Source organism: Citrobacter sp. Ca225, assembly GCF_030337175.1.
GTDB classification, from domain to species: domain Bacteria; phylum Pseudomonadota; class Gammaproteobacteria; order Enterobacterales; family Enterobacteriaceae; genus Citrobacter_A; species Citrobacter_A amalonaticus.
Map to the genome: position 1 here is coordinate 152,447 of NZ_JAOWCD010000063.1, position 24,462 is coordinate 176,908.

26 protein-coding genes are annotated in these 24,462 nt (G+C 54.0%); 8 read left to right on the forward strand and 18 right to left on the reverse strand.

Annotated features, from left to right (window positions below; translation table 11 throughout):
* Positions 1-2 precede the first annotated feature (2 nt).
* Positions 3-1,421: a glutamate synthase subunit GltD gene (gltD, locus tag OGW13_RS08885; protein ID WP_042998313.1), complete on the forward strand. Its 1,419-nt coding sequence runs from the start codon at positions 3-5 to the stop codon at positions 1,419-1,421.
* Positions 1,422-1,680: 259 nt separating this feature from the next.
* Here the strand turns inward: gltD and nanQ are convergent, their stop codons facing one another.
* From nanQ to sspA, 8 genes are all read right to left on the reverse strand, one after another.
* Positions 1,681-2,148 carry an N-acetylneuraminate anomerase gene (gene nanQ, locus OGW13_RS08890; protein WP_061069289.1) on the reverse strand — a complete coding sequence of 156 codons (468 nt, stop codon included), beginning with the start codon at positions 2,146-2,148 and terminating at the stop codon, positions 1,681-1,683.
* Positions 2,135-3,019 (reverse strand): N-acetylmannosamine kinase, encoded by an 885-nt coding sequence (gene nanK, locus OGW13_RS08895; protein WP_287115923.1) that lies wholly within the window; start codon positions 3,017-3,019, stop codon positions 2,135-2,137. The genes nanQ and nanK overlap by 14 nt, the downstream gene beginning before the upstream one ends.
* Complete coding sequence (locus OGW13_RS08900; RefSeq protein WP_287115924.1) at positions 3,016-3,705, reverse strand: N-acetylmannosamine-6-phosphate 2-epimerase; 690 nt, start codon at positions 3,703-3,705, stop codon at positions 3,016-3,018. The genes nanK and OGW13_RS08900 overlap by 4 nt, the downstream gene beginning before the upstream one ends.
* 47 nt (positions 3,706-3,752) lie before the next feature.
* A complete protein-coding gene (locus OGW13_RS08905; protein ID WP_044263663.1) occupies positions 3,753-5,243 on the reverse strand; it encodes an MFS transporter in 1,491 nt (496 codons plus the stop codon).
* Positions 5,244-5,358: 115 nt separating this feature from the next.
* Positions 5,359-6,252, reverse strand: a complete 894-nt coding sequence (gene nanA, locus OGW13_RS08910) for an N-acetylneuraminate lyase (protein WP_287115925.1) — start codon at positions 6,250-6,252, stop codon at positions 5,359-5,361.
* Positions 6,253-6,385: 133 nt separating this feature from the next.
* Positions 6,386-7,177 (reverse strand): transcriptional regulator NanR, encoded by a 792-nt coding sequence (nanR, locus tag OGW13_RS08915; protein WP_080343284.1) that lies wholly within the window; start codon positions 7,175-7,177, stop codon positions 6,386-6,388.
* Positions 7,178-7,288: 111 nt separating this feature from the next.
* Positions 7,289-7,789 (reverse strand): ClpXP protease specificity-enhancing factor, encoded by a 501-nt coding sequence (gene sspB / locus OGW13_RS08920; RefSeq protein WP_042998320.1) that lies wholly within the window; start codon positions 7,787-7,789, stop codon positions 7,289-7,291.
* Positions 7,790-7,794: 5 nt separating this feature from the next.
* A complete protein-coding gene (gene sspA, locus OGW13_RS08925) occupies positions 7,795-8,433 on the reverse strand; it encodes a stringent starvation protein SspA (RefSeq protein WP_042998321.1) in 639 nt (212 codons plus the stop codon).
* A 113-nt stretch (positions 8,434-8,546) separates the two neighbouring features.
* Here sspA and OGW13_RS08930 point away from each other — a divergent pair, with 113 nt between their 5' ends.
* A complete protein-coding gene (locus tag OGW13_RS08930; RefSeq protein WP_099433685.1) occupies positions 8,547-8,741 on the forward strand; it encodes a hypothetical protein in 195 nt (64 codons plus the stop codon).
* Here OGW13_RS08930 and rpsI read toward each other — a convergent pair.
* The 3 genes from rpsI to zapE form a co-directional block, all read right to left on the reverse strand.
* A complete protein-coding gene (gene rpsI / locus OGW13_RS08935) occupies positions 8,738-9,130 on the reverse strand; it encodes a 30S ribosomal protein S9 (protein WP_000829818.1) in 393 nt (130 codons plus the stop codon). The two genes, OGW13_RS08930 and rpsI, sit on opposite strands and share 4 nt — an antisense overlap.
* Before the next feature lie 15 nt (positions 9,131-9,145).
* Positions 9,146-9,574 carry a 50S ribosomal protein L13 gene (gene rplM / locus OGW13_RS08940; RefSeq protein WP_042998322.1) on the reverse strand — a complete coding sequence of 143 codons (429 nt, stop codon included), beginning with the start codon at positions 9,572-9,574 and terminating at the stop codon, positions 9,146-9,148.
* Between the two features lie 231 nt (positions 9,575-9,805).
* The gene (gene zapE / locus OGW13_RS08945) at positions 9,806-10,933 is read right to left on the reverse strand and encodes a cell division protein ZapE (protein WP_142764824.1); all 1,128 of its coding nucleotides are present in this window, start codon (positions 10,931-10,933) and stop codon (positions 9,806-9,808) included.
* A gap of 192 nt (positions 10,934-11,125) precedes the next feature.
* Here zapE and zapG point away from each other — a divergent pair, with 192 nt between their 5' ends.
* From zapG to degS, 3 genes are all read left to right on the forward strand, one after another.
* Entirely contained in the window at positions 11,126-11,524 is a 399-nt protein-coding gene (zapG, locus tag OGW13_RS08950) for a Z-ring associated protein ZapG (protein WP_043001761.1), read from the forward strand.
* 168 nt (positions 11,525-11,692) lie between these two features.
* Positions 11,693-13,060 carry a serine endoprotease DegQ gene (gene degQ / locus OGW13_RS08955; RefSeq protein ID WP_042998324.1) on the forward strand — a complete coding sequence of 456 codons (1,368 nt, stop codon included), beginning with the start codon at positions 11,693-11,695 and terminating at the stop codon, positions 13,058-13,060.
* Between the two features lie 90 nt (positions 13,061-13,150).
* A complete protein-coding gene (degS, locus tag OGW13_RS08960) occupies positions 13,151-14,218 on the forward strand; it encodes an outer membrane-stress sensor serine endopeptidase DegS (protein WP_042998325.1) in 1,068 nt (355 codons plus the stop codon).
* Positions 14,219-14,287: 69 nt separating this feature from the next.
* Here degS and mdh read toward each other — a convergent pair whose 3' ends face one another.
* Positions 14,288-15,226 (reverse strand): malate dehydrogenase, encoded by a 939-nt coding sequence (gene mdh / locus OGW13_RS08965; RefSeq protein ID WP_042998326.1) that lies wholly within the window; start codon positions 15,224-15,226, stop codon positions 14,288-14,290.
* A 414-nt stretch (positions 15,227-15,640) separates the two neighbouring features.
* Between mdh and argR the strand changes: the two genes are divergently transcribed.
* The gene (argR, locus tag OGW13_RS08970; RefSeq protein WP_042324992.1) at positions 15,641-16,111 is read left to right on the forward strand and encodes a transcriptional regulator ArgR; all 471 of its coding nucleotides are present in this window, start codon (positions 15,641-15,643) and stop codon (positions 16,109-16,111) included.
* Between the two features lie 367 nt (positions 16,112-16,478).
* The gene (gene yhcN / locus OGW13_RS08975) at positions 16,479-16,742 is read left to right on the forward strand and encodes a peroxide/acid stress response protein YhcN (RefSeq protein WP_042998327.1); all 264 of its coding nucleotides are present in this window, start codon (positions 16,479-16,481) and stop codon (positions 16,740-16,742) included.
* A 57-nt stretch (positions 16,743-16,799) separates the two neighbouring features.
* Here yhcN and OGW13_RS08980 read toward each other — a convergent pair whose 3' ends face one another.
* The 5 genes from OGW13_RS08980 to aaeX form a co-directional block, all read right to left on the reverse strand.
* Positions 16,800-17,072 (reverse strand): barstar family protein, encoded by a 273-nt coding sequence (locus OGW13_RS08980; RefSeq protein WP_287115932.1) that lies wholly within the window; start codon positions 17,070-17,072, stop codon positions 16,800-16,802.
* A 29-nt stretch (positions 17,073-17,101) separates the two neighbouring features.
* Positions 17,102-18,550: an NAD-dependent succinate-semialdehyde dehydrogenase gene (locus tag OGW13_RS08985; protein WP_287115933.1), complete on the reverse strand. Its 1,449-nt coding sequence runs from the start codon at positions 18,548-18,550 to the stop codon at positions 17,102-17,104.
* A 90-nt stretch (positions 18,551-18,640) separates the two neighbouring features.
* Entirely contained in the window at positions 18,641-20,608 is a 1,968-nt protein-coding gene (gene aaeB, locus OGW13_RS08990) for a p-hydroxybenzoic acid efflux pump subunit AaeB (protein WP_044255975.1), read from the reverse strand.
* 5 nt (positions 20,609-20,613) lie between these two features.
* Positions 20,614-21,546 (reverse strand): p-hydroxybenzoic acid efflux pump subunit AaeA, encoded by a 933-nt coding sequence (gene aaeA / locus OGW13_RS08995; RefSeq protein WP_156595690.1) that lies wholly within the window; start codon positions 21,544-21,546, stop codon positions 20,614-20,616.
* Positions 21,547-21,553: 7 nt separating this feature from the next.
* The gene (gene aaeX / locus OGW13_RS09000; protein WP_000051841.1) at positions 21,554-21,757 is read right to left on the reverse strand and encodes a p-hydroxybenzoic acid efflux pump operon protein AaeX; all 204 of its coding nucleotides are present in this window, start codon (positions 21,755-21,757) and stop codon (positions 21,554-21,556) included.
* A gap of 182 nt (positions 21,758-21,939) precedes the next feature.
* On the opposite strand from aaeX, the gene aaeR reads away from it, so the two are divergent.
* Positions 21,940-22,869, forward strand: coding sequence for an HTH-type transcriptional activator AaeR (aaeR, locus tag OGW13_RS09005; protein WP_042998331.1), 930 nt, complete (start codon positions 21,940-21,942; stop codon positions 22,867-22,869).
* Positions 22,870-22,960: 91 nt separating this feature from the next.
* Here aaeR and tldD read toward each other — a convergent pair whose 3' ends face one another.
* Positions 22,961-24,406: a metalloprotease TldD gene (gene tldD / locus OGW13_RS09010; protein WP_044263671.1), complete on the reverse strand. Its 1,446-nt coding sequence runs from the start codon at positions 24,404-24,406 to the stop codon at positions 22,961-22,963.
* Positions 24,407-24,462 lie beyond the last annotated feature (56 nt).

Genomic DNA, 24,462 nt, shown 5'->3' on the forward strand with positions numbered 1-24,462 from the left:
CAATGAGTCAGAACGTATACCAATTTATCGACCTGCAGCGCGTTGATCCGCCGAAGAAGCCGCTGAAGATCCGCAAAATCGAGTTTATCGAAATCTACGAACCGTTTTCAGAAGGTCAGGCAAAAGCACAGGCGGATCGTTGTCTTTCCTGCGGTAACCCGTACTGTGAGTGGAAATGCCCGGTTCATAACTACATTCCGAACTGGCTGAAGCTCGCCAATGAAGGACGCATTTTTGAAGCTGCGGAACTGTCTCACCAGACCAACACGCTGCCGGAAGTGTGCGGTCGCGTGTGCCCGCAGGACCGTTTGTGTGAAGGTTCTTGCACGCTGAACGACGAGTTCGGTGCCGTCACCATCGGCAACATCGAGCGTTATATCAATGATAAAGCGTTCGAAATGGGCTGGCGTCCGGATATGACCGGCGTTCGCCAGACTGACAAGCGGGTTGCGATCATCGGTGCCGGTCCAGCCGGGCTGGCTTGTGCCGACGTGTTGACCCGCAATGGCGTGAAGGCCGTGGTGTTTGACCGTCATCCAGAGATTGGCGGCCTGCTGACCTTTGGCATTCCGGCCTTCAAGCTGGAAAAAGAGGTGATGACTCGCCGCCGTGAAATTTTCACTGGCATGGGAATCGAGTTCAAACTGAATGTGGAAGTGGGACGTGACGTACAGCTCGACGACCTGCTGCAAGAGTACGATGCGGTATTCCTCGGCGTCGGCACCTATCAGTCCATGCGTGGCGGGCTGGAAAACGAAGACGCCGATGGCGTATTCGATGCCCTGCCGTTCCTGATCGCCAATACGAAGCAGATCATGGGCTTTGGTGAAACCACCGACGAACCGTACGTCAATATGGAAGGTAAACGCGTGGTGGTGCTGGGCGGTGGCGATACCGCCATGGACTGCGTGCGGACCTCCGTTCGTCAGGGCGCAACGCATGTCACCTGTGCCTATCGCCGTGACGAAGAAAACATGCCGGGTTCCCGACGCGAAGTGAAAAACGCGCGTGAAGAAGGTGTGGAGTTCCAGTTCAACGTGCAGCCGCTGGGTATTGAAATCAATGCGAATGGTAAAGTCAGCGGCGTGAAAATGGCACGTACCGAAATGGGTGCGCCGGATGCGAAAGGCCGCCGTCGTGCGGAAATCGTCCCCGGTTCCGAACATGTGGTTCCGGCGGATGCCGTTGTGATGGCGTTTGGCTTCCGCCCCCATAACATGGAGTGGCTGGCAAAACACAGCGTCGAACTGGATTCTCAGGGCCGTATTATCGCGCCGGAAGGCAGCGATAACGCCTTCCAGACCAGCAATCCGAAAATCTTCGCCGGCGGTGACATTGTGCGTGGTTCGGATCTGGTGGTGACCGCCATTGCCGAAGGCCGCAAAGCGGCTGACGGGATCATGAACTGGCTGGAAGTGTAGTAAACCTTTCTGACTCCCCTGCTCTGAGTTCTCGCTCAGGGATGGGGAGTCACCCTTTCTTTTCGCAATATCCCACCTTCATTCTTCGAAAGCGGCTCGCAAATTTCGCCGTAAATGAATGTAATGGGCTGAGAAGAATTGACCGTATATCCCCTTAAGTGTACTGATAACGATATATTTTCAATATATAACTATCATGTCAGGGATAATATGATATGTGTAAAGCGTAAGGCCGGATGGTAATAACCATCCGGCATTTTCATGCGCCTAACAGGCTGGCGCGAACCTTGACGACAACTTTCTTAATCTCTTTCGGTTCTCCCACGCTGCACCCCGGTTTGTGCGGCTCTCCGGGCATAAACACCGCGAACATGCCTGGCTGTAGGGTAATGGTCTGACTACCCGCTATCTCGCGACAAAGCTGATAATCCTCCTCAACATGTACCTCTTCACATTGCCGCGCAGAATCCGCCACGCCGAAATGAATGCGTTCCTCTCCCGCCAGCAGTAGCTGGATATCGATGTATTGCTCGTGCAGTTCGGCCTTTTTCTCTGAGGCCGATTGCGTGGCAAACTGCATTACGTTCATAAAGATATCGTCCCCGCGTAGCTCAACGCGACCAGGGGATTGCTCCTGCGGTCTGGCGGTCAACGCCAGCGTCAGCGCCTCTTCCAGCACGGGATGTAAACCGGCAGCAGACAACGAACGAACTTCACCTAATATCATCTTTCTCCCCTTTCGCTAACAATGCCGCGCCCAGCAGTCCCGCGTCGTGGCGGTAGTGTGCCGGGCTTAATTCTACGTGATAAACCGAAGGCATCCGTTCGAGACAGGCGCGGACCTGCGACAGATACCCCTGCGCCAGCCCAACGCTGCCGCCGACAACCACCCGCTGACAATCGGTGACCGCTTTCGTATCGGCAATCAGCCGTGCCAGCACCTGTGCGGAGTCAGCGACAAGTCGGTGGGCCTGTTCATCCCCTTCTGCCGCGCGGGCAAAAATGGTTTTCGCATCGCATCCGGCAAGCGAGCCTTGCGCTGCGGCAGCAATACCGCGTCCCGACGCGATAGCCTCGACACATCCCACTCGTCCACAGCCGCACACCGGCCCATTAGGGTCCGCGAGGGTATGACCCAGGTGTCCGGCCAAACCACCGGTACCGGTGACTAGCTGACCGTCGTTGACCACACCGCCGCCGACGCCGGTTGAAACGGTGATAAACACCATATCCCGCGTTTCATCGGCAATTGCATGATATTCCGCCCATGCGGCAGCCTGTGCATCGTTGATCGCCAGCGTTGGTAAGCCGGTGAGGGCTTCTAACGTCTGCACCAGCGGAAAGTGAAGCAACCCGCCCAAATTAGAGGGATTTATCGCCAACAGGTGGCCTTCGCGGATAATCCCCGTCGAGGCTATCGCCACCCGATGCGCTTGCGACTGCAACGGTTGCACCAGTGTTTTCAGCGCGTCGCGTAGTGCCGGAGACGTTTTACTGGCAGGGGTGGGCAACTCACGACGTTCGCGAATCTGCAAATCATCCTCCACCAGCGCGGCGGCGAGTTTCGTACCGCCAATATCAATGGCCAGCGTCGTCATAGCACCGCCCTTTTCAACGCTGTGTTATACCATTCACAGATGTGCTCCAGCCGGGTAATCGCAGATCCGACCGTCACTGCCCAGGCGCCGTGACGCATTGCTTCACCGGCCTGCGCCGGGGTATTGTAGCGACCTTCAGCAATCACCCGGCACCCGGCTTCACTCAGCGATTTCACCAGCACCAGATCCGGTTCATCAGGGGTTTCTGCGGTGGTGTAACCCGAAAGCGTGGTGCCAATAATGTCTGCACCGAGCGCCTGACAGGCCAGGCCGTCCTCCTGCGAGGAGCAATCGGCCATTGCCAGCAACTGGTGGTGATGGATACGCGCCAGTAGCACCGCAACCGGCACCGGACGCACGCGGTCGGTGCCATCAATCGCGATAATGTCCGCGCCAGCCTGCGCCAGCGCATCGACATCCTCCAGAAACGCGGTGATGCGCACTGGAGAATCCGCGAGATCGCGTTTGAGAATACCGATTATCGGTACGGAAACCACGGCACGCGTCGCATTCAGATTCTCAATCCCTTCAATACGTAACGCGACGGCCCCAGCCTGCTCTGCCGCCAGCGCCATCGCCGCCACAATCTCGGGTTTATCCAGTGGGCTGCCGGGAACTGGCTGACAGGAGACAATCAAACCACCACGCGCGGCAATGCTTTTATCCAGTTGTGCAAGTAACGACATACTTCTTCCCTTACGTGTATTGCCCGGTGCAGGACCGGGCAAGTGGATTAACTTTTGCTTTTGACTAAGGGGCTTTTATCGCCGCCGAACGGGATAGCGCCGCTGAACGGCTTACCGTCAATGGCGTCATGGGTACGCAGCGCCTCCGGTCGCAGCCAGCGCTGGACGCGGGATGGCATATCCAGACCAATCAGTAGAATCACCACAAAGGTCAGGCTGAAAGAGAGCGATCCCAGCGCGGTGCCCAGATCCAGTCGTTGGGCAATCAGCGCCCCCAGGATCGGTGCCAGCGCCCCGCCGAGCGCCCCGACGTTATAGGTGAAACCCAGACCCGCCGCACGCTGATCGGTATCGAAATAACCGCCAATCAGTTTCGGTAAGATTCCGGAGATCCCTTGCCCCAGCATCTGCTGGAAAAACAGAAGTAAACCAAGTACCCAGACATTGGTACCGCCAATGGCAAACACCGGAATGATCAGCAGTTGTGAGGCCAACAGACTGTAAACATAAGCTTTGCGGGTCCCCAGCCAGTCACCAAGGAAGCCACCGACGCAGCAGCCGACCGCAGCACCAAAGCCGCTAAAGAAGAGTACGCGCGCCACGGTGGAAGGATCGTATGCCAGTTCCGTTTTCAGATAGGTGGGCAACAGCGCCTGAATCGGCCACGAGTAGAGGAAAGCAAACAGGACAACAATCATGAGCATCACGCCCGTCGGCCAGCGCTTGCCGCTACTTTGTACCATGAAGCTGATAAAGATCACCGCACACAGCAAACCCAGTACCGCGACAATCGCCGCATTTTGCAGGTCCCCGGCAAAACAGAACCACAGTGCGATCGCCGCCGCTGTCGTCATCAGAATGTTGACGACGCGATGTTCACCCCGATAAAGAATATCGACCATCGTGCGTACCGGCGCTTTGCCTTCATGCTTCTCTTTCCAGTCCTCTGCTTCCGGTATGTTTTTGCGTAGCCAGAGGGCAAAAATAATCGGCAGAATGCCAATGAAGAACAGCGCGCGCCAGCCCCAGACCGGCACCACCAGGCTGTAGACCTGAGCCGCAATCACGGCACCAACGGAGAACCCCGAGATCAGAAAACCACTGGCCTTATTACGCAGATGTTTTGGCCAGCTTTCAATAACATAGGTCGCACTGGAACCGTATTCGCCCGCCATCCCCATGCCAATCACCAGTCGGGCGATAAACATAGTGGTGTAACCCGGCGCAAAACCACAGGCCAGCGTTCCCATTGAGAACAGAATAATACTGGTGACCATCGCCAGACGACGCCCATACCGGTCACCCATCGCGCCCAGCATTAACCCGCCAAACCAGCGGGAAATAAAGGCTGCCGAAATCAGGCTCGCCGCCTGAACCGTCGTCAGCCCGAACTCTCCTTGTACTTCCGTCAGCACAAGGGCTATCAACACAAAATCAAAACCATCCAGCAAATATCCCAACCATGCGGCGGAGAATGCCCGCCATTGCGCCCGGTTGAGATGGCGATACCACGGGATGCTTTGGGTAGAAGTACTCATTTTACTCTCCCGACGATTTTTGTTGTTGTGCCGGATGACGATTCAGCCTTATCCGGCACACGATGCTTTTTTGTCGGCCGGGTAAGCGCAGCGCCCCCGGCACTACGTTACGCGGTTACGCCTTCTCTGCCATTAACTGCTGCGCCAACGCCTTCAGTTCCGGCAGATATTTTTCATCCACGGGGGCAAACGGCTTACGGCACAGCGGTACAGAAACCACGTCCATATAGTGCAGAACCGTTTTCAGCCCACGGAACACGCCAGCCTTAATGAGGAGATCGATAACCTTATTGCACTCTGTTTGCAGTTTTTGCGCAGTCCGGATATCTCCTTCTTTGAGCGCTTTCACAATTCCCAGATATCGCCAGCCCATGATGTTGTAAGTGCTGCCGATACCGCCGTCCGCTCCGGCCAGCAGGCCTGAAGCGAAAATTTCGTCATAACCGTTATAAAGCACCAGATCCGGATGCGCGCGACGGATCTGCTCCATCTGGAACAGATCGCCCGATGTTTGCTTCAGTGCACCTACGCCCGGCAGGGTGACCAACGTGTTGATCTGATCCAGCGTTAACTTCACGCCGCTCAACGCCGGAATGTTATAGACCACCATCGGCAAACCATCCGCCGAATCAATAATGGCCCGGTAATGATCGCAGTGCTCTTCAAAGCTGAACGGATAGTAGAACGGCGTCACCGCAGAGACCGCGTCAAAGCCGTAACCATGCGCGGCACGGGCGAGCTGCTGGCTCTCATGGGTGCTGACCGTTCCAACGTGAGCGATCAGCGTAACTTTGCCCTTCGCCTCTTCCGCGACGACTTCCAGCACCTGCTCCCTTTCCGCACAGCTCTGTACAAAGGCTTCGCCGGTGGAACCGCCCACGTACAGCCCATCGATCCCCTGAGCGATGTTAAAACGCACCAGCCGGCGCAGGCTTTCAATATCCAGCTTCTGTTGGTTATCGAAAGGGGTTAACAACGCTGGCATTACGCCTCGTAAATCTTTTGCCATAACGACCTCTGTCATGATTAGTGTTATCTAACTACATACCTTTATACCTGTTATACCAGATCAAATAAGCAGCAATACAATACAGAACGCTTATAGTGCGATCTGCTTCACTAAACGATCGTCAGGATCGCGATCACTTACGCATTTTTGAATGTTGACCGAGGGCGTGCCAGGTGGCGGAAACGCTGTTGAGATGAGATTGCAGTGCGCGATCGGCCTCATCTGGATCGCGTCGGCGAATCGCATCAACGATAGCGATATGCTGCTGATAACTTACGTTATTATGCTCGAAGAGCTCGCGATCCGGCACGGTCGGGCGAGCGGCGATCAGCCAGTCCAGCAGCGCAACGTGGATCGCCATAAAGATCGGATTGCCGGGGATCTCCGCCAGCACGCGATGAAAATCGACATCTGAACGGATGAACAGCGTATTGTCATCCAGCGACTGGCTGTTGATCTCCAGCGCTTTTGCCAGCAGATCGATCTGTTCTTCTGTGGCATTCTCCGCTGCATAACGCACGAGACTGGACTCAAAGAACAGGCGCAACTGCTCAAAGTGGGCAATGCCGCCAGGATGTGCGAGGAAATCTTTTGCCATTCCGGACAGCTCACCAATGATGGTATCCGCCGAAGGACGGGAAACACGGGCACGTTCGCCGTTGTTGATTTGCACCAGGCCTTTACGCTTCAGCGCGGCCAGTGCCTCACGCACAGAGGGACGACCGACGTTGAAAAAGGCCATCAGTTCCCGTTCGGACGGCAACTGTTCCCCCTCGCCGAACTCACGGCGACGGATCATCTGCTCTAACTCTTCCTCGACCATTTCCGACAGCTTTTTTCGCGCCAGCGGACGACGGCGAAGGCTACGCCCAATAGTGGCTGGAGAATCTTCTGCTTGAGAATCGAATGCGTTCATAAGACCTATTTGCGAGTCACGGTGACAAACAACAGCAGGCTCATCGTAACACAGGATCGGAAGGAGGGTGAAACCACGGTCGGTGCGATCAAAAACAGGCCCAGCGGGGCCTGTTTTCATCTATTTAACAACACGTAATGCCGGTCGCCCACCACGCGGCGGCGGCGGATCGTCATCCGGATTGTTGTCATCGTCATGATCCGGTTTATCACCATCAATGACTGACATAACGGTTTCGCTCTCTGCGCCAGATGTCGCGTCATCATCATTAAGACTGGCAACATCTTCGTCATAGGCCGCTTCCGGTTCAAACATCGTTCCGGCACCGTTTTCACGCGCATAAATAGCCAGCACTGCCGCTAATGGCACAGAAACCTGACGCGGAACGCCGCCGAAACGCGCATTAAAACGCACCTCATCGTTAGCCAGTTCCAGATTCCCCACCGCGCGCGGTGCAATGTTCAGGACAATCTGCCCGTCGCGGGCATATTCCATCGGAACATGCACACCCGGCAACGTCACATCCACCACCAGGTGCGGCGTGAGCTGGTTGTCCAGCAACCACTCATAAAATGCACGCAGCAGATACGGACGGCGCGGTGTTAGCTGTGACAAATCCATCAGTATTAACCCCGGCCAAGACGCATTTCGCGTTCAGCTTCGGTTAAGGACGCCAGGAAAGAATCACGCTCAAAGACGCGGGTCATGTAACCCTTCAGCTCTTTCGCGCCCGCACCGCTGAACTCAATACCCAGCTGCGGCAGACGCCACAACAGCGGCGCCAGGTAGCAATCCACCAGGCTGAATTCATCGCTCAGGAAATACGGTTTCTGACCGAATACCGGTGCAATCGCCTGCAGTTCTTCACGCAGTTGTTTGCGAGCAACGTCAGCTTCTGAAGCAGACCCGTTAACGATGACGTTCATCAGCGTATACCAGTCTTTTTCGATACGGTGCATGTACAGGCGGCTTTCGCCACGTGCTACCGGGTAAACCGGCATTAATGGCGGATGCGGGAAACGCTCATCCAGGTATTCCATAATGATGCGAGATTCCCACAGGGTCAGCTCACGATCTACCAGTGTCGGGACGCTCTGATTCGGGTTGAGGTCAATCAGATCCTGAGGTGGATTGTCCTTTTCCACGTGCTCGATCTCGAAACTTACACCTTTCTCAGCCAGCACAATGCGGACCTGATGGCTATAGATGTCAGTAGGACCAGAAAACAGCGTCATTACCGAACGTTTGTTGGCAGCGACAGCCATGAAAACCTCCAGGTATATTCAGAATTTTTACTGCTACCAGCCATCGCATGGCCAGTCAGAAGTGATGTCACCCACGTCGGAAAAGTCATCATCGTTCAAAAAGCAAACAAAAAATGAGCAATACCCGATATTTGGGCAGAAAATTGGATGATAGTTTACCAGATTTTGTGACCTTTGTGGTGAGTCGATTCTGGAAATGGGGAAAAAGAGGGTTTTGTCAGAGGATTACGCCAGATTTATCCATAAAAAAACCCGCCGAAGCGGGTTTTTTCGCCAACCGTAATCTGCCAAAGGCAGAAAACAATTAACGTTTGGAGAACTGCGGACGACGACGTGCTTTACGCAGGCCGACTTTCTTACGTTCAACCTGACGAGCATCACGAGTAACGAAGCCTGCTTTACGCAGTTCGGAACGCAGGGACTCGTCGTACTCCATCAGAGCGCGGGTGATACCGTGACGGATCGCACCAGCCTGACCAGAGATACCACCACCTTTAACAGTGATGTACAGATCCAGTTTCTCAACCATGTCGACCAGTTCCAGCGGCTGACGAACTACCATGCGGGCAGTTTCACGACCGAAGTACTGTTCCAGAGAACGTTGATTGATAACGATTTTGCCGTTGCCCGGTTTGATGAAAACGCGAGCTGCGGAACTTTTGCGGCGACCAGTGCCGTAGTATTGATTTTCAGCCATTGCCTATAATCCCGATTAGATGTCAAGAACTTGCGGTTGCTGTGCCGCGTGGTTGTGCTCGTTGCCAGCGTAAACTTTCAGTTTACGGAACATAGCACGACCCAGCGGGCCTTTTGGCAGCATGCCTTTAACCGCGATTTCAATCACACGCTCAGGACGGCGAGCAATCATCTCTTCAAAGGTCGCTTCTTTGATACCACCGATGTGACCGGTGTGGTGATAGTACACTTTGTCAGTACGCTTGTTGCCGGTTACAGCAACTTTGTCAGCGTTCAGAACGATGATGTAATCACCGGTATCTACGTGCGGAGTGTATTCCGCTTTATGCTTACCGCGCAGGCGAATAGCCAGTTCAGTAGCCAGACGGCCCAGAGTTTTACCGGTCGCGTCAACAACGTACCAGTCGCGTTTTACGGTTTCTGGTTTAGCTGTAAAAGTTTTCATTAAAAGCTTACCCAATAAATAAGTTACACGTTGGTGAACACCCAAACGTTATGTCAGTTGAGGTTCACACGACAAAGTCCGGCAAACCTACCCCTTCGAATAGCCAATGCCAGCACACAAAAAGTTTTGGGAAAAAAACTTTCTTGTAACGTGGGGTCGCAAGATTATAGAGAAGTCGGGGTCAAAGATCGACCCCTTTCTGTGATTTGCACAACAGTTTATTGGCCGCGATCAGGGCATGTGTTCTTGCTTGAGATATTCCTCGCTCTGCATCTCCTGCAAACGCGACAGACAGCGCTGGAATTCGAACTTCAGTCGCTCCCCCTGATACACCTTATATAAAGGCACAGCGGCGCTTACCACCAGCTTGACGTGGCGTTCGTAAAATTCATCCACCAGCGCGATAAAACGACGCGCTTCGCTTTCCATTAACGGTGTCATCACCGGCACGTCAAACAGCATAACCGTATGGTAGAGGCGTGACAGCGCAATATAGTCGTGCTGGCTGCGGGCATCAATGCACAGCGTATGAAATGAGACCGCCAGCGTCTGGTTTTCCATGCCCAGCGTCGGCAATGGACGATGATTAATCTCCAGAACCGGTCCCTGCTGTTCACGTTTGGTGCCAGCCAGCACCAGCCAGAGGTTATCCATCTGCTGCTGCGTTTCATTATTCAGTGGTGAGAGCCACAAATGCGCCTGGGTCAACGTCCGCAGACGATAATCCACGCCTGCGTCTACGTTCATGATGTCGCAATGCTGCTTAATCGCATCGATGGCGGGAAGAAAACGCGTACGCTGTAACCCGTTACGGTACAGCTCATCTGGCGGAATATTCGAAGTTGCCACCAGCGTAATACCGCGCGCAAACAGCGCCTTCATCAGGCCGCCGAGCAGCATGGCATCGGTAATATCAGACACAAAAAACTCATCAAAGCACAGCACATCTGTTTCTGCCTTAAAACGGTCGGCCACGATGTCGAGCGGATCGGTTTGTCCCTGCAACGCGGTTAACTCCTCATGCACGCGCAGCATGAAGCGATGGAAGTGCAGACGCTGCTTACGAACGCCAGGCAGGCTGTGGTAGAACAGATCCATCAGCCAGGTTTTCCCCCGACCAACGCCCCCCCACATATATAAGCCTCGCACCGGCGCGCTGTGTACCTCTTCCTTTTTCCCCAGCAGTTTGCCCACGCGGGCCATAAAACCTTTTGCGTCGGAAACCGCAGGGGGGTTCGCCGTTAACGCCTGGTAAATGCTCTCCAGACGATTGACCGCTTCTCTCTGCACGTCGTCGGGTTGGTGAGTGCCTTCGTTAATGGCTTTCAGGTAACGCGATGTGGGGGTAAAGCTCTGCATGATGTTATTGTTATTCCTTGAAAATCGGTGTGCCGTCGTTCACGGTTGACGAAAAAAAGGCCGTTCTACACTACGCGATATAAAGACGGGATTCCACTTCTGTGGGATTAGCGGTTATAGTGGCAGTATCAGGCGCAGGCATGGAGCCTAAAGCCAACACCCTACGGAAACAAAAGACAACGGGAGATGTTCATGACCTGGGAATATGCGCTAATTGGGTTAGTCGTCGGCATCATCGTCGGTGCTGTAGCCATGCGTTTTGGTAACCGGAAATTACGCCAGCAACAGGCGTTGCAGTACGAACTGGAAAAGAATAAAGCTGAACTGGAAGAGTACCGCGAAGAACTGGTCAGCCATTTTGCCCGCAGCGCCGAGTTGCTGGACACCATGGCTCACGATTACCGTCAGCTGTATCAGCACATGGCGAAAAGCTCCAGCAGCCTGCTGCCGGAACTGTCTGCGGAATCTAACCCGTTCCGTAACCGTCTGGCTGAATCTGAAGCCGGCAACGACCAGGCTCCGGTACAAATGCCGCGTGACTACTCCGAAGGCGCATCCGGCCTGCTGCGTAGTGGCGCAAAGCGCGACTGACTGCACAGCGATAATATTTTTCCTGGGCGCAGCGATTGCGCCCACCTCTTCTCTCCCGTCCCGACTATCATTTAATCATTATCCGCATTGTTAGCAGACTGAAAATTCAATAACATCAAACTGTTTTGAATCGTCTTTCCCTTTACTCAAGGTACGAGAGCAGGATCAATGAAAATACAAACCCAGCTGTTGAGTGCATTAGCGTTAAGTGTCGGGTTAACTCTCTCGGCGCCGTTTCAGGCCATTGCGTCGATCCCAGGCCAGGTTCCCGGCCAGCCCGCGCTTCCCAGTCTTGCCCCGATGCTCGAAAAAGTGCTGCCTGCCGTCGTTAGCGTGAAGGTTGAAGGCACCGCCACTCAAACGCAGAAAGTCCCGGAAGAGTTTAAAAAATTCTTTGGCGATGATCTGCCCGATCAGCAGGCACAGCCGTTTGAAGGACTGGGTTCCGGGGTCATTATCGATGCCGCAAAAGGCTATGTTCTGACCAACAATCATGTGATTAATCAGGCGCAGAAAATCAGCGTTCAGTTGAATGACGGGCGTGAATTCGAGGCCAAACTGATTGGCAGCGACGATCAAAGCGACATCGCCCTGCTGCAAATTCAAAACGCCAGCAAGCTGACGCAAATCGCCATCGCCGACTCGGATAAACTGCGCGTTGGTGATTTTGCTGTGGCGGTCGGTAACCCGTTTGGTCTGGGGCAAACCGCCACCTCCGGTATCGTCTCCGCGCTGGGACGCAGTGGGTTGAACCTGGAAGGTCTGGAGAACTTTATTCAAACCGATGCTTCAATCAACCGCGGGAACTCCGGCGGCGCGCTACTTAACCTGAACGGCGAGCTGATCGGTATTAACACCGCTATTCTTGCGCCTGGCGGCGGCAGCGTCGGGATTGGTTTTGCCATCCCCAGCAATATGGCCCGCATCCTGGCGCAGCAGCTGATTCAGTTTGGTGAAATCAAGCGGGGCCTGTTGGGGATTAAAGGGACCGAAATGTCCGCCGACATCGCCAAAGCATTCAAGATAGATGTGCAGCGCGGTGCCTTTGTCAGCGAAGTACTGCCAAACTCCGGTTCAGCCAAAGCGGGCATTAAGTCCGGCGATGTGATTACCAGTCTCAACGGCAAACCGCTCAACAGTTTTGCTGAACTGCGTTCCCGGATTGCCACCACAGAACCCGGTACTAAAGTGAAGCTGGGCCTGTTGCGTAACGGCAAACCGCTGGAAGTGGAAGTGACGCTTGATACCAGCACCTCGTCATCTGCCAGCGCGGAGATGATTGCCCCGGCATTACAGGGTGCGACGCTGAGCGATGGTCAGCTCAAAGACGGCAGCAAAGGTATCAAAATTGACAGCGTTGAAAAGAGCAGTCCCGCCGCACAGGCTGGTTTGCAAAAGGATGATGTGATCATCGGGGTCAACCGTGACCGCGTGAATTCTATCGCTGAGATGCGCAAAGTGCTGGAAGCCAAACCGTCCATTATTGCGCTACAAATCGTCCGCGGTAACGAGAGCATTTATCTGCTCCTGCGTTAAATCCAGACGACCGGGCATCAGCCTCGCGTGTGATGTCCGGTTAACTCGTGATATGCTGCTGCCGTTCCCTTTATTAATGACGCCTCCATCATGTTAGTGAAGCTCTTACGTTCGGTCGCAATTGGTTTGATTGTTGGTGCCATTCTTCTGGCCGCCATGCCTTCGCTACGCAAAATCAACACGCTTTCTGCACCGCAATATGACAGTGCCGACGAGACGCCCGCCAGCTATAACTCTGCGGTACGTCGTGCGGCCCCCGCTGTGGTCAACGTCTATAACCGCAGTATGAACAGCACCGCGCATAATCAGCTGGAAATCCGCACCCTGGGTTCAGGTGTAATCATGGATCAGCGCGGCTACATCATTACCAACAAGCATGTGATCAACGATGCCGATCAAATCATCGTCGCCTTGCAGGATGGACGTGTGTTTGAAGCGCTGCTGGTTGGCTCCGATACGCTGACCGACCTGGCGGTACTGAAAATCAACGCCACTGGCGGTCTGCCGACGATTCCGATCAACGCCGGGCGTTCACCGCATATCGGTGACGTAGTCCTGGCGATCGGTAACCCTTATAATCTCGGACAAACCATCACCCAGGGCATTATCAGCGCCACGGGGCGTATCGGCCTGAACCCAACCGGACGGCAGAACTTCCTGCAAACGGATGCCTCGATCAACCACGGTAACTCTGGTGGGGCGCTAGTGAACTCGCTGGGTGAGCTCATGGGTATCAACACCCTGTCGTTCGATAAAAGCAATGACGGCGAAACGCCGGAAGGGATCGGCTTTGCCATTCCGTTCCAGCTGGCAACCAAAATTATGGATAAGCTGATCCGCGATGGTCGTGTTATCCGTGGCTACATTGGGATTGGTGGTCGTGAAATTGCCCCACTGCACACGCAGGGCGGCGGTATGGACCAAATCCAGGGGATCGTCGTGAACGAAGTGGCGCCGGATGGCCCGGCGGCGCAGGCCGGTATTCAGGTTAACGACCTGATTATCTCCGTGAACAGCAGACCGGCGGTCTCCGCACTGGAAACCATGGACCAGGTAGCAGAGATTCGACCAGGTTCGGTCATTCCGGTGATTGTCATGCGTGATGATAAGAAGCTGACGCTACAGGTCACTATTCAGGAATACCCGGCAACCAATTAGTTATCGGCAATCAGGCAATAAAAAACCGGAGACATATTGCTCCGGTTTTTTTATGGCTTCGCGGTTCGCTTACTTGTTAACGAACTCTTCACCCAGTTGAATATCTTTCTTCAGGGTATCCAGCATACCTTCCAGCGCATTCTGCTCGAATGCGCTCAGTTTGCCGATAGACTGACGCTCTTCGACGCCGTTTTTACCCAGCAGCAGCGGCTGCGAGAAGAAACGTGCGTACTGGCCGTCACCTTCAACGTAGGCACATTCTACAACGCCTTTTTCGCCCTGCAGCGCGCGCACCAAAGAAAGACCGAAACGAGCGGCCGCCTGGCCCATTGACAGGGTTGCCGATCCGCCACCCGCCTTCGCTTCAACCACTTCGGTACCTGCGTTCTGAATACGCTTGGTCAGGTCAGCGACTTCCTGGTCAGTGAAGCTCACGCCCGGGATCTGCGACAGCAGTGGCAGAATAGTCACGCCAGAGTGTCCGCCGATAACCGGAACTTCAACTTCAGTCGGCAGTTTACCTTTCAGTTCCGCCACAAAGGTGTTGGAGCGGATGATGTCCAGCGTGGTCACGCCAAACAGTTTATTTTTGTCGTAAACGCCCGCTTTTTTCAGTACTTCTGCTGCAATAGCGACAGTGGTGTTCACCGGGTTGGTGATGATACCGATGCAGGCTTTCGGACAGGTCGTCGCGATCTGCTGTACCAGGTTCTTCACGATGCCCGCATTGACGTTAAACAGGTCGGAACGATCCATACCCGGTTTACGCGCTACACCTGCGGAGATCAGCACCACGTCCGCACCGTGCAGTGCAGGGGTCGCGTCTTCACCGGAGAAGCCTTTGATTTTCACAGCAGTTGGGATATGGCTAAGATCTACAGCCACACCGGGAGTCACTGGAGCGATGTCGTACAGGGAGAGTTCTGAACCTGAAGGCAGTTGGGTTTTTAACAGTAGTGCAAGCGCCTGGCCGATACCGCCGGCAGCGCCGAGGACTGCGACTTTCATCCTAAACTCCTTATTATATTGATAAACTAGTGTTTGTTGCTCCGCGGCGGCGACGTTAAACCACAAATTCGATGAATACAATCACCCGTATTCAATTCTGTGTTGTCACGCGAATTTAGCTTTTATGCATTTAATTGACGTAATCCGAAGCTGTCTGTGCAGTAGAGCAACTTTCCAACAGGTGGTGACAATATACCCTACTACCAGCCCAAAACAACATCAATTTGATAACAATTAATTTACTTTTAAGCTTATTTGCGAGGCGTGACACAGGCATGTTTCTTGATAACAATATTTGATAAAATTCCGCTCTTTCATAACATTATTTCAGCCTTCACTTGGGCAGACTATTTGCATAAAAATTCATCTGTATGCATAATAATGTTGTTTCCACTCTCATACTACGGGTGACTTATGCGAAGCTCAGCTAAGCAAGAAGAATTAGTTAAAGCGTTTAAAGCGCTACTTAAAGAAGAAAAATTCAGCTCTCAGGGCGAAATTGTCCTCGCATTGCAGGATCAAGGCTTTGATAACATCAACCAGTCCAAAGTGTCACGCATGCTGACAAAGTTTGGGGCAGTCCGTACCCGCAATGCGAAAATGGAGATGGTGTACTGCCTCCCGGCTGAACTGGGCGTACCCACCACCTCCAGCCCACTGAAAAACCTGGTTCTTGATATCGATTTTAACGATGCAGTGGTGGTGATCCACACAAGTCCTGGCGCGGCGCAGTTGATCGCCCGCCTGCTGGACTCGCTGGGTAAAGCTGAAGGCATTCTGGGCACCATCGCCGGGGATGACACCATCTTTACCACCCCGGCTAATGGCTTTACGGTAAAAGATCTCTACGAAGCCATTCTGGAGCTGTTCGAACAAGAGCTCTGACCCTCTCACCCCGTCGTCTGAGGCGGCGGGGTAAAACCCTGCTTTAACGTTCACTTCCCGTTATTTTATCTACCTGTTATTTAGCAAATAGTGCGTTTATCTGCCCAAAATCATTCAAGCAGTGAATATGCTCCTGCAAAACCGCACAAATCGCAAAATTTCATATCCATATGATTTTATTAGATATAAACAAAAAACCATCATTTTTTAATTCCAGACAGGCATAAAAAAATAAATTTTCATTACTTACGCATCGCTGAAACCATTAGCGTGGTATTAATTTATCACGTGATTAGTGTATACTTGATTTTGTGATGAGGGTCACGAAACGAAGACCCCCAATAATAAATTCGACGAGGTACTTATCATGAAAATCAAAACAACTGTTGCTGCGTTAAGCGTTCTCTCTGTTCTTTCATTCGGCGCATTCGCCGCAGATTCTATCAACGCAGAACAAGCACAAAATCGCGAAGCGATTGGCTCTGTCTCCGTAAGTGCAATCGGCTCCAGCCCAATGGACATGCATGAAATGCTGAACAAGAAAGCCCAGGAAAAAGGCGCATCAGCGTATCAGATCACCGAAGCCCGTAGCGGTGACACCTGGCATGCCACTGCCGAATTGTACAAATAAACCCTCGTCGTCTAGTCCGACGACCTTGCCCCCGACTGTCGGGGGCTTTTTTATCTCTCAATGACGAACATTAAAACGCAACTGACCTTCCAGTTCTTCTTCTGCTTCATCAAACAACAAAATCAGTGCGCCATAACGCCGGCGTGATTTCTCGGGTAGATGTACAAACTCGATCTCCAGCGGTAACGGCAGCGCTTCACTCATGATGATGTCCCACAGAGAGTCGAGATCGCTTACTTTCTCTTTGTCCAGGCCAAACATTCGCGCAAACTCACGATAAAAGTCGTCCTGATCCTCAATTTCATCAAAATCAAATGTATAGATATTCATCTATCGCCACCTTCCCGATATCGGTCTGACTACAGGCCGCCAATATGCAGGGTTTTCACTTCCAGAAATTCGTCTAACCCCAGAACCGATCCTTCACGTCCCAGCCCGGACTCTTTCACCCCGCCAAACGGTCCCAACTCGGTGGAAACCGCACATTCGTTTATCCCGATCATACCGCTCTCAATAGCCTGAGAGACGCGGAACACCCGTTGTAGGTTTTGCGTATAGAAGTAAGCGGCCAGGCCAAACGGCGTGTTGTTCGCGCGCTCAATTACCTCTTCTTCTCGGGTAAAGCGGAAGCAAGCGGCAACCGGTCCAAACGTCTCTTCGCTCGCCAGTTTCATGTCATCACGACATTCACCCAATACCGTTGGTTGCCAGAAGTTACCGCCGAGTGTGTGCGCTTTCCCGCCCGCCAGCACTTTGGCTCCTTTCGCAACGGCATCTTCCACATGCTCACGCACTTTATCGACCGCAGACGGTTCGATCAGCGGCCCGACGACGACGCCGTCATCCAGGCCATTCCCCACCTGCAATGCCAGAACCGCATCGGCCAGTTTGCGGGTGAATTCGTCGTAGACACTCTCCTGGATATAAAAACGGTTCACGCTGACACAAACCTGCCCGGCATTACGGAACTTATTGGCAATAGCGCCTTTTACCGCCGCATCGATGTCCGCATCGTCAAACACGATATAAGGAGCATTGCCACCGAGTTCCATCGACACTTTTTTCATGGTTTCCGCTGCGTTACGCACCAGCGTTTTGCCGACAGCCGTTGAACCGGTGAACGAAATTTTGCGCACCGCATGGCTTGCCATGATGGCATCGCTGATTTCCGGTGTATTGCCCGCTACGGCATTGAGCACGCCATCAGGGACCCCCGCTTTCTTCGCCAGCGTAAGCAGCGCAAAGGCACTCAGCGGCGTGTTATTGGCCGGTTTTATCACCCCGGTACAGCCCGCCGCCAGCGCCGGGCCGAGCTTACGGGTCAGCATCGCCATCGGGAAATTCCACGGCGTAATGGCTGCCACAACACCAATCGGTTCGCGGGTCGCCAGAATGCGAGAGCCGGGTTTGATCGGCGGGATAATTTCGCCATTGGCACGCTTCGCCTGCTCGGCAAACCATTGGATAAAGCTGGCAGCGTATTCGACCTCACCCTCGGCTTCTTTCAGCGGTTTCCCCTGTTCGGTGGTCATCAACCGTCCCAGCCAGCTTTTGTTTTCGATGATCAATTCATACCAACGGTACAGAATTGCCGAGCGCTCTTTTGCCGTTTTTGCCCGCCAGGCAGGAAATGCCTTACTGGCCGCGGCAATCGCCTCCTCGGTCTGCTGTTTTCCTGCTTTCGCCACCTTCGCGATCGTGTCGCCGGTCGCCGGATTGATCACATCAAAGGTGGTATCAAGCGTTTTCCACTGTCCATCAACCAGATATCCCGTCTGAAAAAGTTCGTTGTCCTGAAGCGTTTGCATGGTGTTTTCTCCTTCTGATGTCCTGCATTGCGCACATCGAATAAGTATAGCCATAAAAAAACCGACGCTTTTGGCATCGGTTTCTGAGGGTTAGCTGTCGGTTAGCGCATGCTGGTACTTGTGCAACATACCGGTCAGTCGTTTCACCGGTTCAGTGACCTGCGGGGGCGCTTCCCAGACTCGCAGCTTTTCCTGATACACGTCCAGCTCATCCAGTAGCTGACCAAAGTAGCGTCGACGCTTGTCGTCATTCACGGCTGAAATGACATGATCCGCCGTACGACGCAACTGCTGGTGGAACGCGGAGAGATCGTCGTTGACCGGAATCGGCGCATCCCGCAGACGCTGGTGCGCAATGATCATGGTCAGCGCCAGACGGAACTTCGGCAAATCCCCCGGGAATTTATTCATCAACAGAAACAGCTGCTGATAAAGCGCGGGAAGATGGTTCTCTTTGCGTCGTACCACGTTGGTGGTCATCGCTGACACCGCCGCAGAAACAAACTGGTTGAGCAGCACACGACCCGTACGATCGCGAGAATTATCGCGCACAATCACAATGACCAGAAAGGCCAGTACGCAGCCCACAATCTGCCCTAACGCACTGTCCAGGAACTGGCTGAAGTGGAAGGTCATCGGGTTATCCAACACAATAATGTTAATGGTACTGGCCAGCGCGCCCATCGACCCCAGACGCCGCTTCTGTACTTCGATCCCCAGAAAGAATCCCAGCACCGCGAGGCTCAGACAAAGCAACAGCATGCTCTGTTGGGTATTGGGGAGGATCACCAGAAAATAGAGCGCCCCCAACGGCAGCGCGGCAAGCGTACCGTAGATAAAGTCGATAGCGACCATGCGTGGGTTCGGCAGACGCATCGCCAGCGAAGTCACCACCGCAATCATCACCATTGCGCCGTTACCGGAAGTCCAGCCTGTCCACAGCCAGAACAGCGTTCCCAGCACACAAGAGAGCGTGGTGCGCCAGAAGTTCACCATGGCATGGTGACGTTCCGCGGACTCGACTTTCACCACCGGTTCTCCCTGCAACACCTCCTCTTCCGTGGCGCTGATTTTGGTATTGCTGATCACGCCACGCTTCAGCAGCAGATAGCGCGTTGCCGCCCCAGCCCAGGTATACAGCGTGACGGGCGTTTCACGCTCACCGGTCCAGGCAATCACCCGGCGCAGGCGCTTAAGCTGCTTATGCACATCCTGCGCGGTTTCAACCGGCATGGCGAAAAACTCGCGGAAGGTATCGGTGATCAGCTCAGGACGCGTGTTCTGGATCAGATAGGTTTCGCAAGATTGCGTAATCATGGTCAGCGACAGGGTATTGATCGCCTTCAGGCGGCGATTCGCCCGCGCCCAGCGGGAGGATTCCATGTTCAGGTTGCTGCGCATTCCTTCCAGCGCCGTGGCCCGACGTACCAGATCGCCCCAGGCTTTGTCCACTTCTTCGCTATCGCCATGTTTAATGCACAACTGCATCAGTTGGTACTGCGCCACCAGCAGGCTATCCAGCTCACGATCGACCTCTTGCTTGATCGATCGCGGAGAAAAGAGCAGATCTGCGATAATGGCGCAGACAATCCCGATGACAATCTCGCTACAGCGTTCTACGGCAAACTGCGGCGTAAGCAGCGGTTCGGTTTGAATAGTGATGACAATAATCAGCGCGGTGTAACCCGATAACCCCCATGCATAGGAGTTCTCAACGCGCACCAGCGAAGAGATCCACGTACAAAACCCCGCCCAGATACAGCACACCAGAATCATCAGCAAAGGTGCGCGGATCATCGCAATGATGATCACCAGTGCCGCAATACAACCAATAAAGGTGCCGACAATGCGCAACATCCCGCGATAACGAATCGCGCCAGAATACGGTTCGCCGCCGGCGGCAAAGGCCGGACCCGCCGCGACAATCGCCGCCGTCAGCACCGCCCAGCGTGGTGTTTCAAGCTGAAAGTGAAAGCCAACAAACAGCGCCAGGACAATCGCACAGGCCAGTTTGACCGCAAAGCGAATGTGCTGGTTGGCGATGGAAAAAATGCCCATCGCGATTAACCAAATTCGCGCAGACGGTGCGCCATTTTACGGAAGAACGAATCATTATTTTCGTCACGATCCTGCTTGCCGGTGATCACGACAGTCGCCGTGGTGCCGGCAGGCCACAGATTTTCCTGCTGATCGTCAAGCTGGATACGCACCGGAACGCGCTGCGCCAGGCGTACCCATTCCAGATTGGAATCGATCGTCGCCATGCCTTTATCGTCGCGGGTACTGCTGGTATTGGTGACCCCTGCCGCGATGCTATCGACTCGCCCTTTTAACACCTTATTGCTACCCAACGGGGTAATTTCTGCGCGATAGCCCGGACGGACGCCCTCCAGCTTGGTCTCTTCCATATAGGCCAGCACATAGAAGGAGTTCTGTTTCACCAGCGCCACGGCGGTAGAGCCTCGGGTAATAAACTCACCGGTATAGACGTTCAGGTTAGTCACCCAACCATCCGCAGGCGCGCGAATAACGGTACGTTCGAGATCTAACCTGGCGAGGTCGCGAGTCGCTTGCGCTTTAGCAAGCTGATGTAATACGGTTTGCAGAACGTTATTGGCCTGATCAATCTCTTCACGGGACATCGCCTGGACGCCAAGACGGTTACGACGTCCGGCTTCCTGGCGTTTCTCTTGCGCCAGCACCTGATAATAGGCGACGTCGGCTTCGGCCTCTTCCAGCGCTTTTTGGTAGCGCGGTTGATCGATGGTGAACAGCACCTGATCTTTCTTCACCAGTTGATTATCATGCACCTTAACGGCAGTGATGAGTCCGGCAACGTCCGGCGCGATGGCAACCACGTCTGCGCTGAATCGGGCATCACGCGTCCACGGTGATTCAGTGTAATAGACCCAGGCGCGGAAAATAGCGATGAATGCCAGGATGACCAGTACGAGGGTAATGGCCGTACGGGAGATTTTTCTTGTTAGTGTTTTCACTTCAACCTCAAACGAACAGGCGCGATATCAAGTAAAAGAGACAGCAATACAGCGCAGTATTAAACAGAGCCGGATGCCAGACAAAATCATAGATGCCCGTAGGCACAAGCACCCGGCGCACCAGCCAGAAAATCGCCAGTGACAGAAGCAATTCAAAGAATATCGGTGGGAAGGACAGACCAAACACCACGATAACGGGAAACAGACTCATATTGACCTTGATATTGTAGAGAGTGCAGGCGATACAGTTTTCAGCAAATGTCGACGCGGAGAAGGGCAAGGAAAGCCAGGCGAGAGCGACATAGCCTTTATTTGAATAATAATATATTACCGTAACTGTTATGCTGTTATCTATAATATGTGATCTAAATCACTTTTAAGCCAGAGTGAATAATGGAACGATTAAAGCGCATGTCGGTGTTCGCGAAAGTGGTGGAATTTGGTTCCTTCACCGCCGCTGCCAGACAGCTACAAATGAGTGTTTCGTCGATTAGCCAGACGGTGGCAAAACTGGAAGATGAGCTGCAGGTCAAGCTGCTGAACCGCAGCACGCGTAGCATTGGCTTGACTGAAGCCGGGAAAATTTATTATCAGGGCTGTCGGCGTATGCTGCATGAAGTGCAGGATGTTCACGAGCAGCTTTATGCCTTTAACAACACGCCGATTGGTACGCTGCGCATTGGTTGTTCTTCAACCATGGCACAAAATGTCCTCGCGGGGATCACCGCTAAAATGCTCAAAGAGCACCCTGGCCTGACGGTCAATCTGGTCACCGGTATTCCGGCCCCCGACCTGATTGCCGACGGTCTGGATGTGGTTATCCGCGTGGGTGCCCTCCAGGATTCAAGCCTGTTTTCCCGTCGCCTGGGTGCAATGCCGATGGTGTTATGCGCGGCGAAACGCTATCTCGCACAGTATGGGACACCGGAAAAACCGGCCGATCTCACCAACCACTCCTGGCTGGAATACAGCGTGCGTCCGGATAATGAGTTTGAGCTGATCGCCCCGGAAGGGATCTCCACGCGACTGATCCCACAGGGACGCTTTGTAACCAACGATCCAATGACCCTCAGCCGCTGGCTGACCGCCGGCGCAGGGGTTGCCTACGTCCCGCTGATGTGGGTGATCAATGAGATCAACCGGGGCGAACTTGAGATCTTACTGCCGCGCTACCAGTCCGATCCGCGTCCGGTCTATGCACTGTATACCGAAAAAGACAAACTGCCGCTGAAAGTACAGGTAGTGATTAACTATTTGACCGACTATTTCGTCGACGTGGCACAGATTTTTCAGGGAATGTATGGTCGGGGAAAAGAAAAGTGAGAAATTGCCCGGTGGCGCTGCCGCTTACCGGGCCTATGGGAGCATCAGTTGTTGACCGGACAGGCGTAAACCACTATCCGGCAACTGACAGTCAGGCGGTGCCGCCGACCGTCAGGTTATCCACTTTCAGCGTCGGTTGACCCACGCCCACCGGCAGGCTCTGGCCTTCTTTGCCACAGACGCCGACGCCGTTATCCAGCTTCAGGTCGTTACCGACCATCGAAATCTGCTGCATCGCTTCGATACCTGAACCAATCAGCGTAGCCCCTTTCACCGGCTTCGTCACTTTGCCGTTCTCAATCAGATACGCCTCTGAGGTAGAGAAAACGAACTTACCGGAGGTGATATCCACCTGACCGCCGCCAAAGTTTGGCGCATAGATCCCGTACTCTACGGACTCAATGATCTCCTGCGGCGTGGATTTACCCGGCAGCATATAGGTGTTGGTCATACGCGGCATCGGCAGATGCGCGTAAGACTCGCGGCGACCGTTTCCGGTCGGCGCAACGCCCATCAGCCGCGCATTCAGTTTGTCCTGCATGTAACCTTTCAAAATGCCGTTTTCGATCAATACATTGTATTGACCCGGCGTGCCTTCGTCGTCAATGGCCACCGACCCCCGGCGCTCCGCCATCGTCCCATCGTCCACCACGGTGCACAGTTCAGAGGCGACCAGTTCGCCCATATGACCGCTGAATACCGATGTGCCGCGACGGTTAAAGTCCCCTTCCAGGCCATGTCCCACCGCTTCGTGCAGCAGTACGCCAGGCCAGCCAGCCCCCAACACAACGGGCAGCGTCCCGGCAGGCGCGGCAACCGCAGACAGGTTCACCAGCGCCATGCGTACGGCCTCTTTCGCCCACGCGTCGGCGCGGACGTCGCCATCCAGATCGGCGAGGAAATAATCGTAGCCAAAACGCCCACCGCCACCGCTGGCGCCGCGCTCACGTTTACCGTCTTCTTCCACCTGTACGCTGACCGACAGGCGCACCAGCGGACGCACATCGGCGGCCAGCGTCCCGTCAGTAGCGGCAACGAGGATCAATTCATACACGCCGGTCAGGCTGGCCGACACTTCCTGCACGCGTTTATCCGCTTCACGGGCAACTTTATCGACGCGGCGCAGGATATCGAGCTTCTCTTCACGGCTCATGCTTTGCAGCGGATCGACAGAGGTGTACAGCGCAGGATACTCAACGGCACCGAGGGTCTTCACTTTCCCGTCGCCATTGTCACGCACGATGGTACGCGCGGCGCGCGCACTCTGTTCCAGCGCCTGCAGACTGATCTGGTCAGCATAGGCAAACCCGGTTTTTTCACCGCTCACTGCGCGAACACCAACGCCCTGATCGATATTGTAAGAACCATCTTTAATGATGCGGTCTTCTAAAACCCAGGATTCGTGATAGCTCGACTGAAAATAGAGATCGCCGTAATCAAGACGACGTTCGGCCAGTTGGCCCAGAATGGCAAACAGATCCTGATGTTTCAGGCCGTTCGCCGCTAGCAATTGTTCACTTACCAGGTTCAGACTCATCGTTATTGCTACTCGTTAATGACTGCAGATAGAGGATCTATGTACTGAGAGTGGGG

Bases quoted from the DNA above. Each gene is read 5' to 3' on its own strand.
- zapE (WP_142764824.1), bottom strand. From the start codon at position 10,933: ATGCAGAGCTTTACCCCCACATCGCGTTACCTGAAAGCCATTAACGAA.
- aaeB (WP_044255975.1), bottom strand. From the start codon at position 20,608: ATGGGCATTTTTTCCATCGCCAACCAGCACATTCGCTTTGCGGTCAAA.
- sspA (WP_042998321.1), bottom strand. From the start codon at position 8,433: ATGGCTGTCGCTGCCAACAAACGTTCGGTAATGACGCTGTTTTCTGGT.
- gltD (WP_042998313.1), top strand. From the start codon at position 3: ATGAGTCAGAACGTATACCAATTTATCGACCTGCAGCGCGTTGATCCG.
- rplM (WP_042998322.1), bottom strand. From the start codon at position 9,574: ATGAAAACTTTTACAGCTAAACCAGAAACCGTAAAACGCGACTGGTAC.
- mdh (WP_042998326.1), bottom strand. From the start codon at position 15,226: ATGAAAGTCGCAGTCCTCGGCGCTGCCGGCGGTATCGGCCAGGCGCTT.
- aaeR (WP_042998331.1), top strand. From the start codon at position 21,940: ATGGAACGATTAAAGCGCATGTCGGTGTTCGCGAAAGTGGTGGAATTT.
- OGW13_RS08905 (WP_044263663.1), bottom strand. From the start codon at position 5,243: ATGAGTACTTCTACCCAAAGCATCCCGTGGTATCGCCATCTCAACCGG.
- OGW13_RS08900 (WP_287115924.1), bottom strand. From the start codon at position 3,705: ATGTCGTTACTTGCACAACTGGATAAAAGCATTGCCGCGCGTGGTGGT.
- degQ (WP_042998324.1), top strand. From the start codon at position 11,693: ATGAAAATACAAACCCAGCTGTTGAGTGCATTAGCGTTAAGTGTCGGG.
- sspB (WP_042998320.1), bottom strand. From the start codon at position 7,789: ATGGATTTGTCACAGCTAACACCGCGCCGTCCGTATCTGCTGCGTGCA.
- nanK (WP_287115923.1), bottom strand. From the start codon at position 3,019: ATGACGACGCTGGCCATTGATATTGGCGGTACGAAACTCGCCGCCGCG.
- nanQ (WP_061069289.1), bottom strand. From the start codon at position 2,148: ATGATATTAGGTGAAGTTCGTTCGTTGTCTGCTGCCGGTTTACATCCC.
- yhcN (WP_042998327.1), top strand. From the start codon at position 16,479: ATGAAAATCAAAACAACTGTTGCTGCGTTAAGCGTTCTCTCTGTTCTT.
- OGW13_RS08980 (WP_287115932.1), bottom strand. From the start codon at position 17,072: ATGAATATCTATACATTTGATTTTGATGAAATTGAGGATCAGGACGAC.
- nanA (WP_287115925.1), bottom strand. From the start codon at position 6,252: ATGGCAAAAGATTTACGAGGCGTAATGCCAGCGTTGTTAACCCCTTTC.
- aaeX (WP_000051841.1), bottom strand. From the start codon at position 21,757: ATGAGTCTGTTTCCCGTTATCGTGGTGTTTGGTCTGTCCTTCCCACCG.
- tldD (WP_044263671.1), bottom strand. From the start codon at position 24,406: ATGAGTCTGAACCTGGTAAGTGAACAATTGCTAGCGGCGAACGGCCTG.
- OGW13_RS08930 (WP_099433685.1), top strand. From the start codon at position 8,547: ATGAGCAATACCCGATATTTGGGCAGAAAATTGGATGATAGTTTACCA.
- degS (WP_042998325.1), top strand. From the start codon at position 13,151: ATGTTAGTGAAGCTCTTACGTTCGGTCGCAATTGGTTTGATTGTTGGT.
- zapG (WP_043001761.1), top strand. From the start codon at position 11,126: ATGACCTGGGAATATGCGCTAATTGGGTTAGTCGTCGGCATCATCGTC.
- argR (WP_042324992.1), top strand. From the start codon at position 15,641: ATGCGAAGCTCAGCTAAGCAAGAAGAATTAGTTAAAGCGTTTAAAGCG.
- OGW13_RS08985 (WP_287115933.1), bottom strand. From the start codon at position 18,550: ATGCAAACGCTTCAGGACAACGAACTTTTTCAGACGGGATATCTGGTT.
- rpsI (WP_000829818.1), bottom strand. From the start codon at position 9,130: ATGGCTGAAAATCAATACTACGGCACTGGTCGCCGCAAAAGTTCCGCA.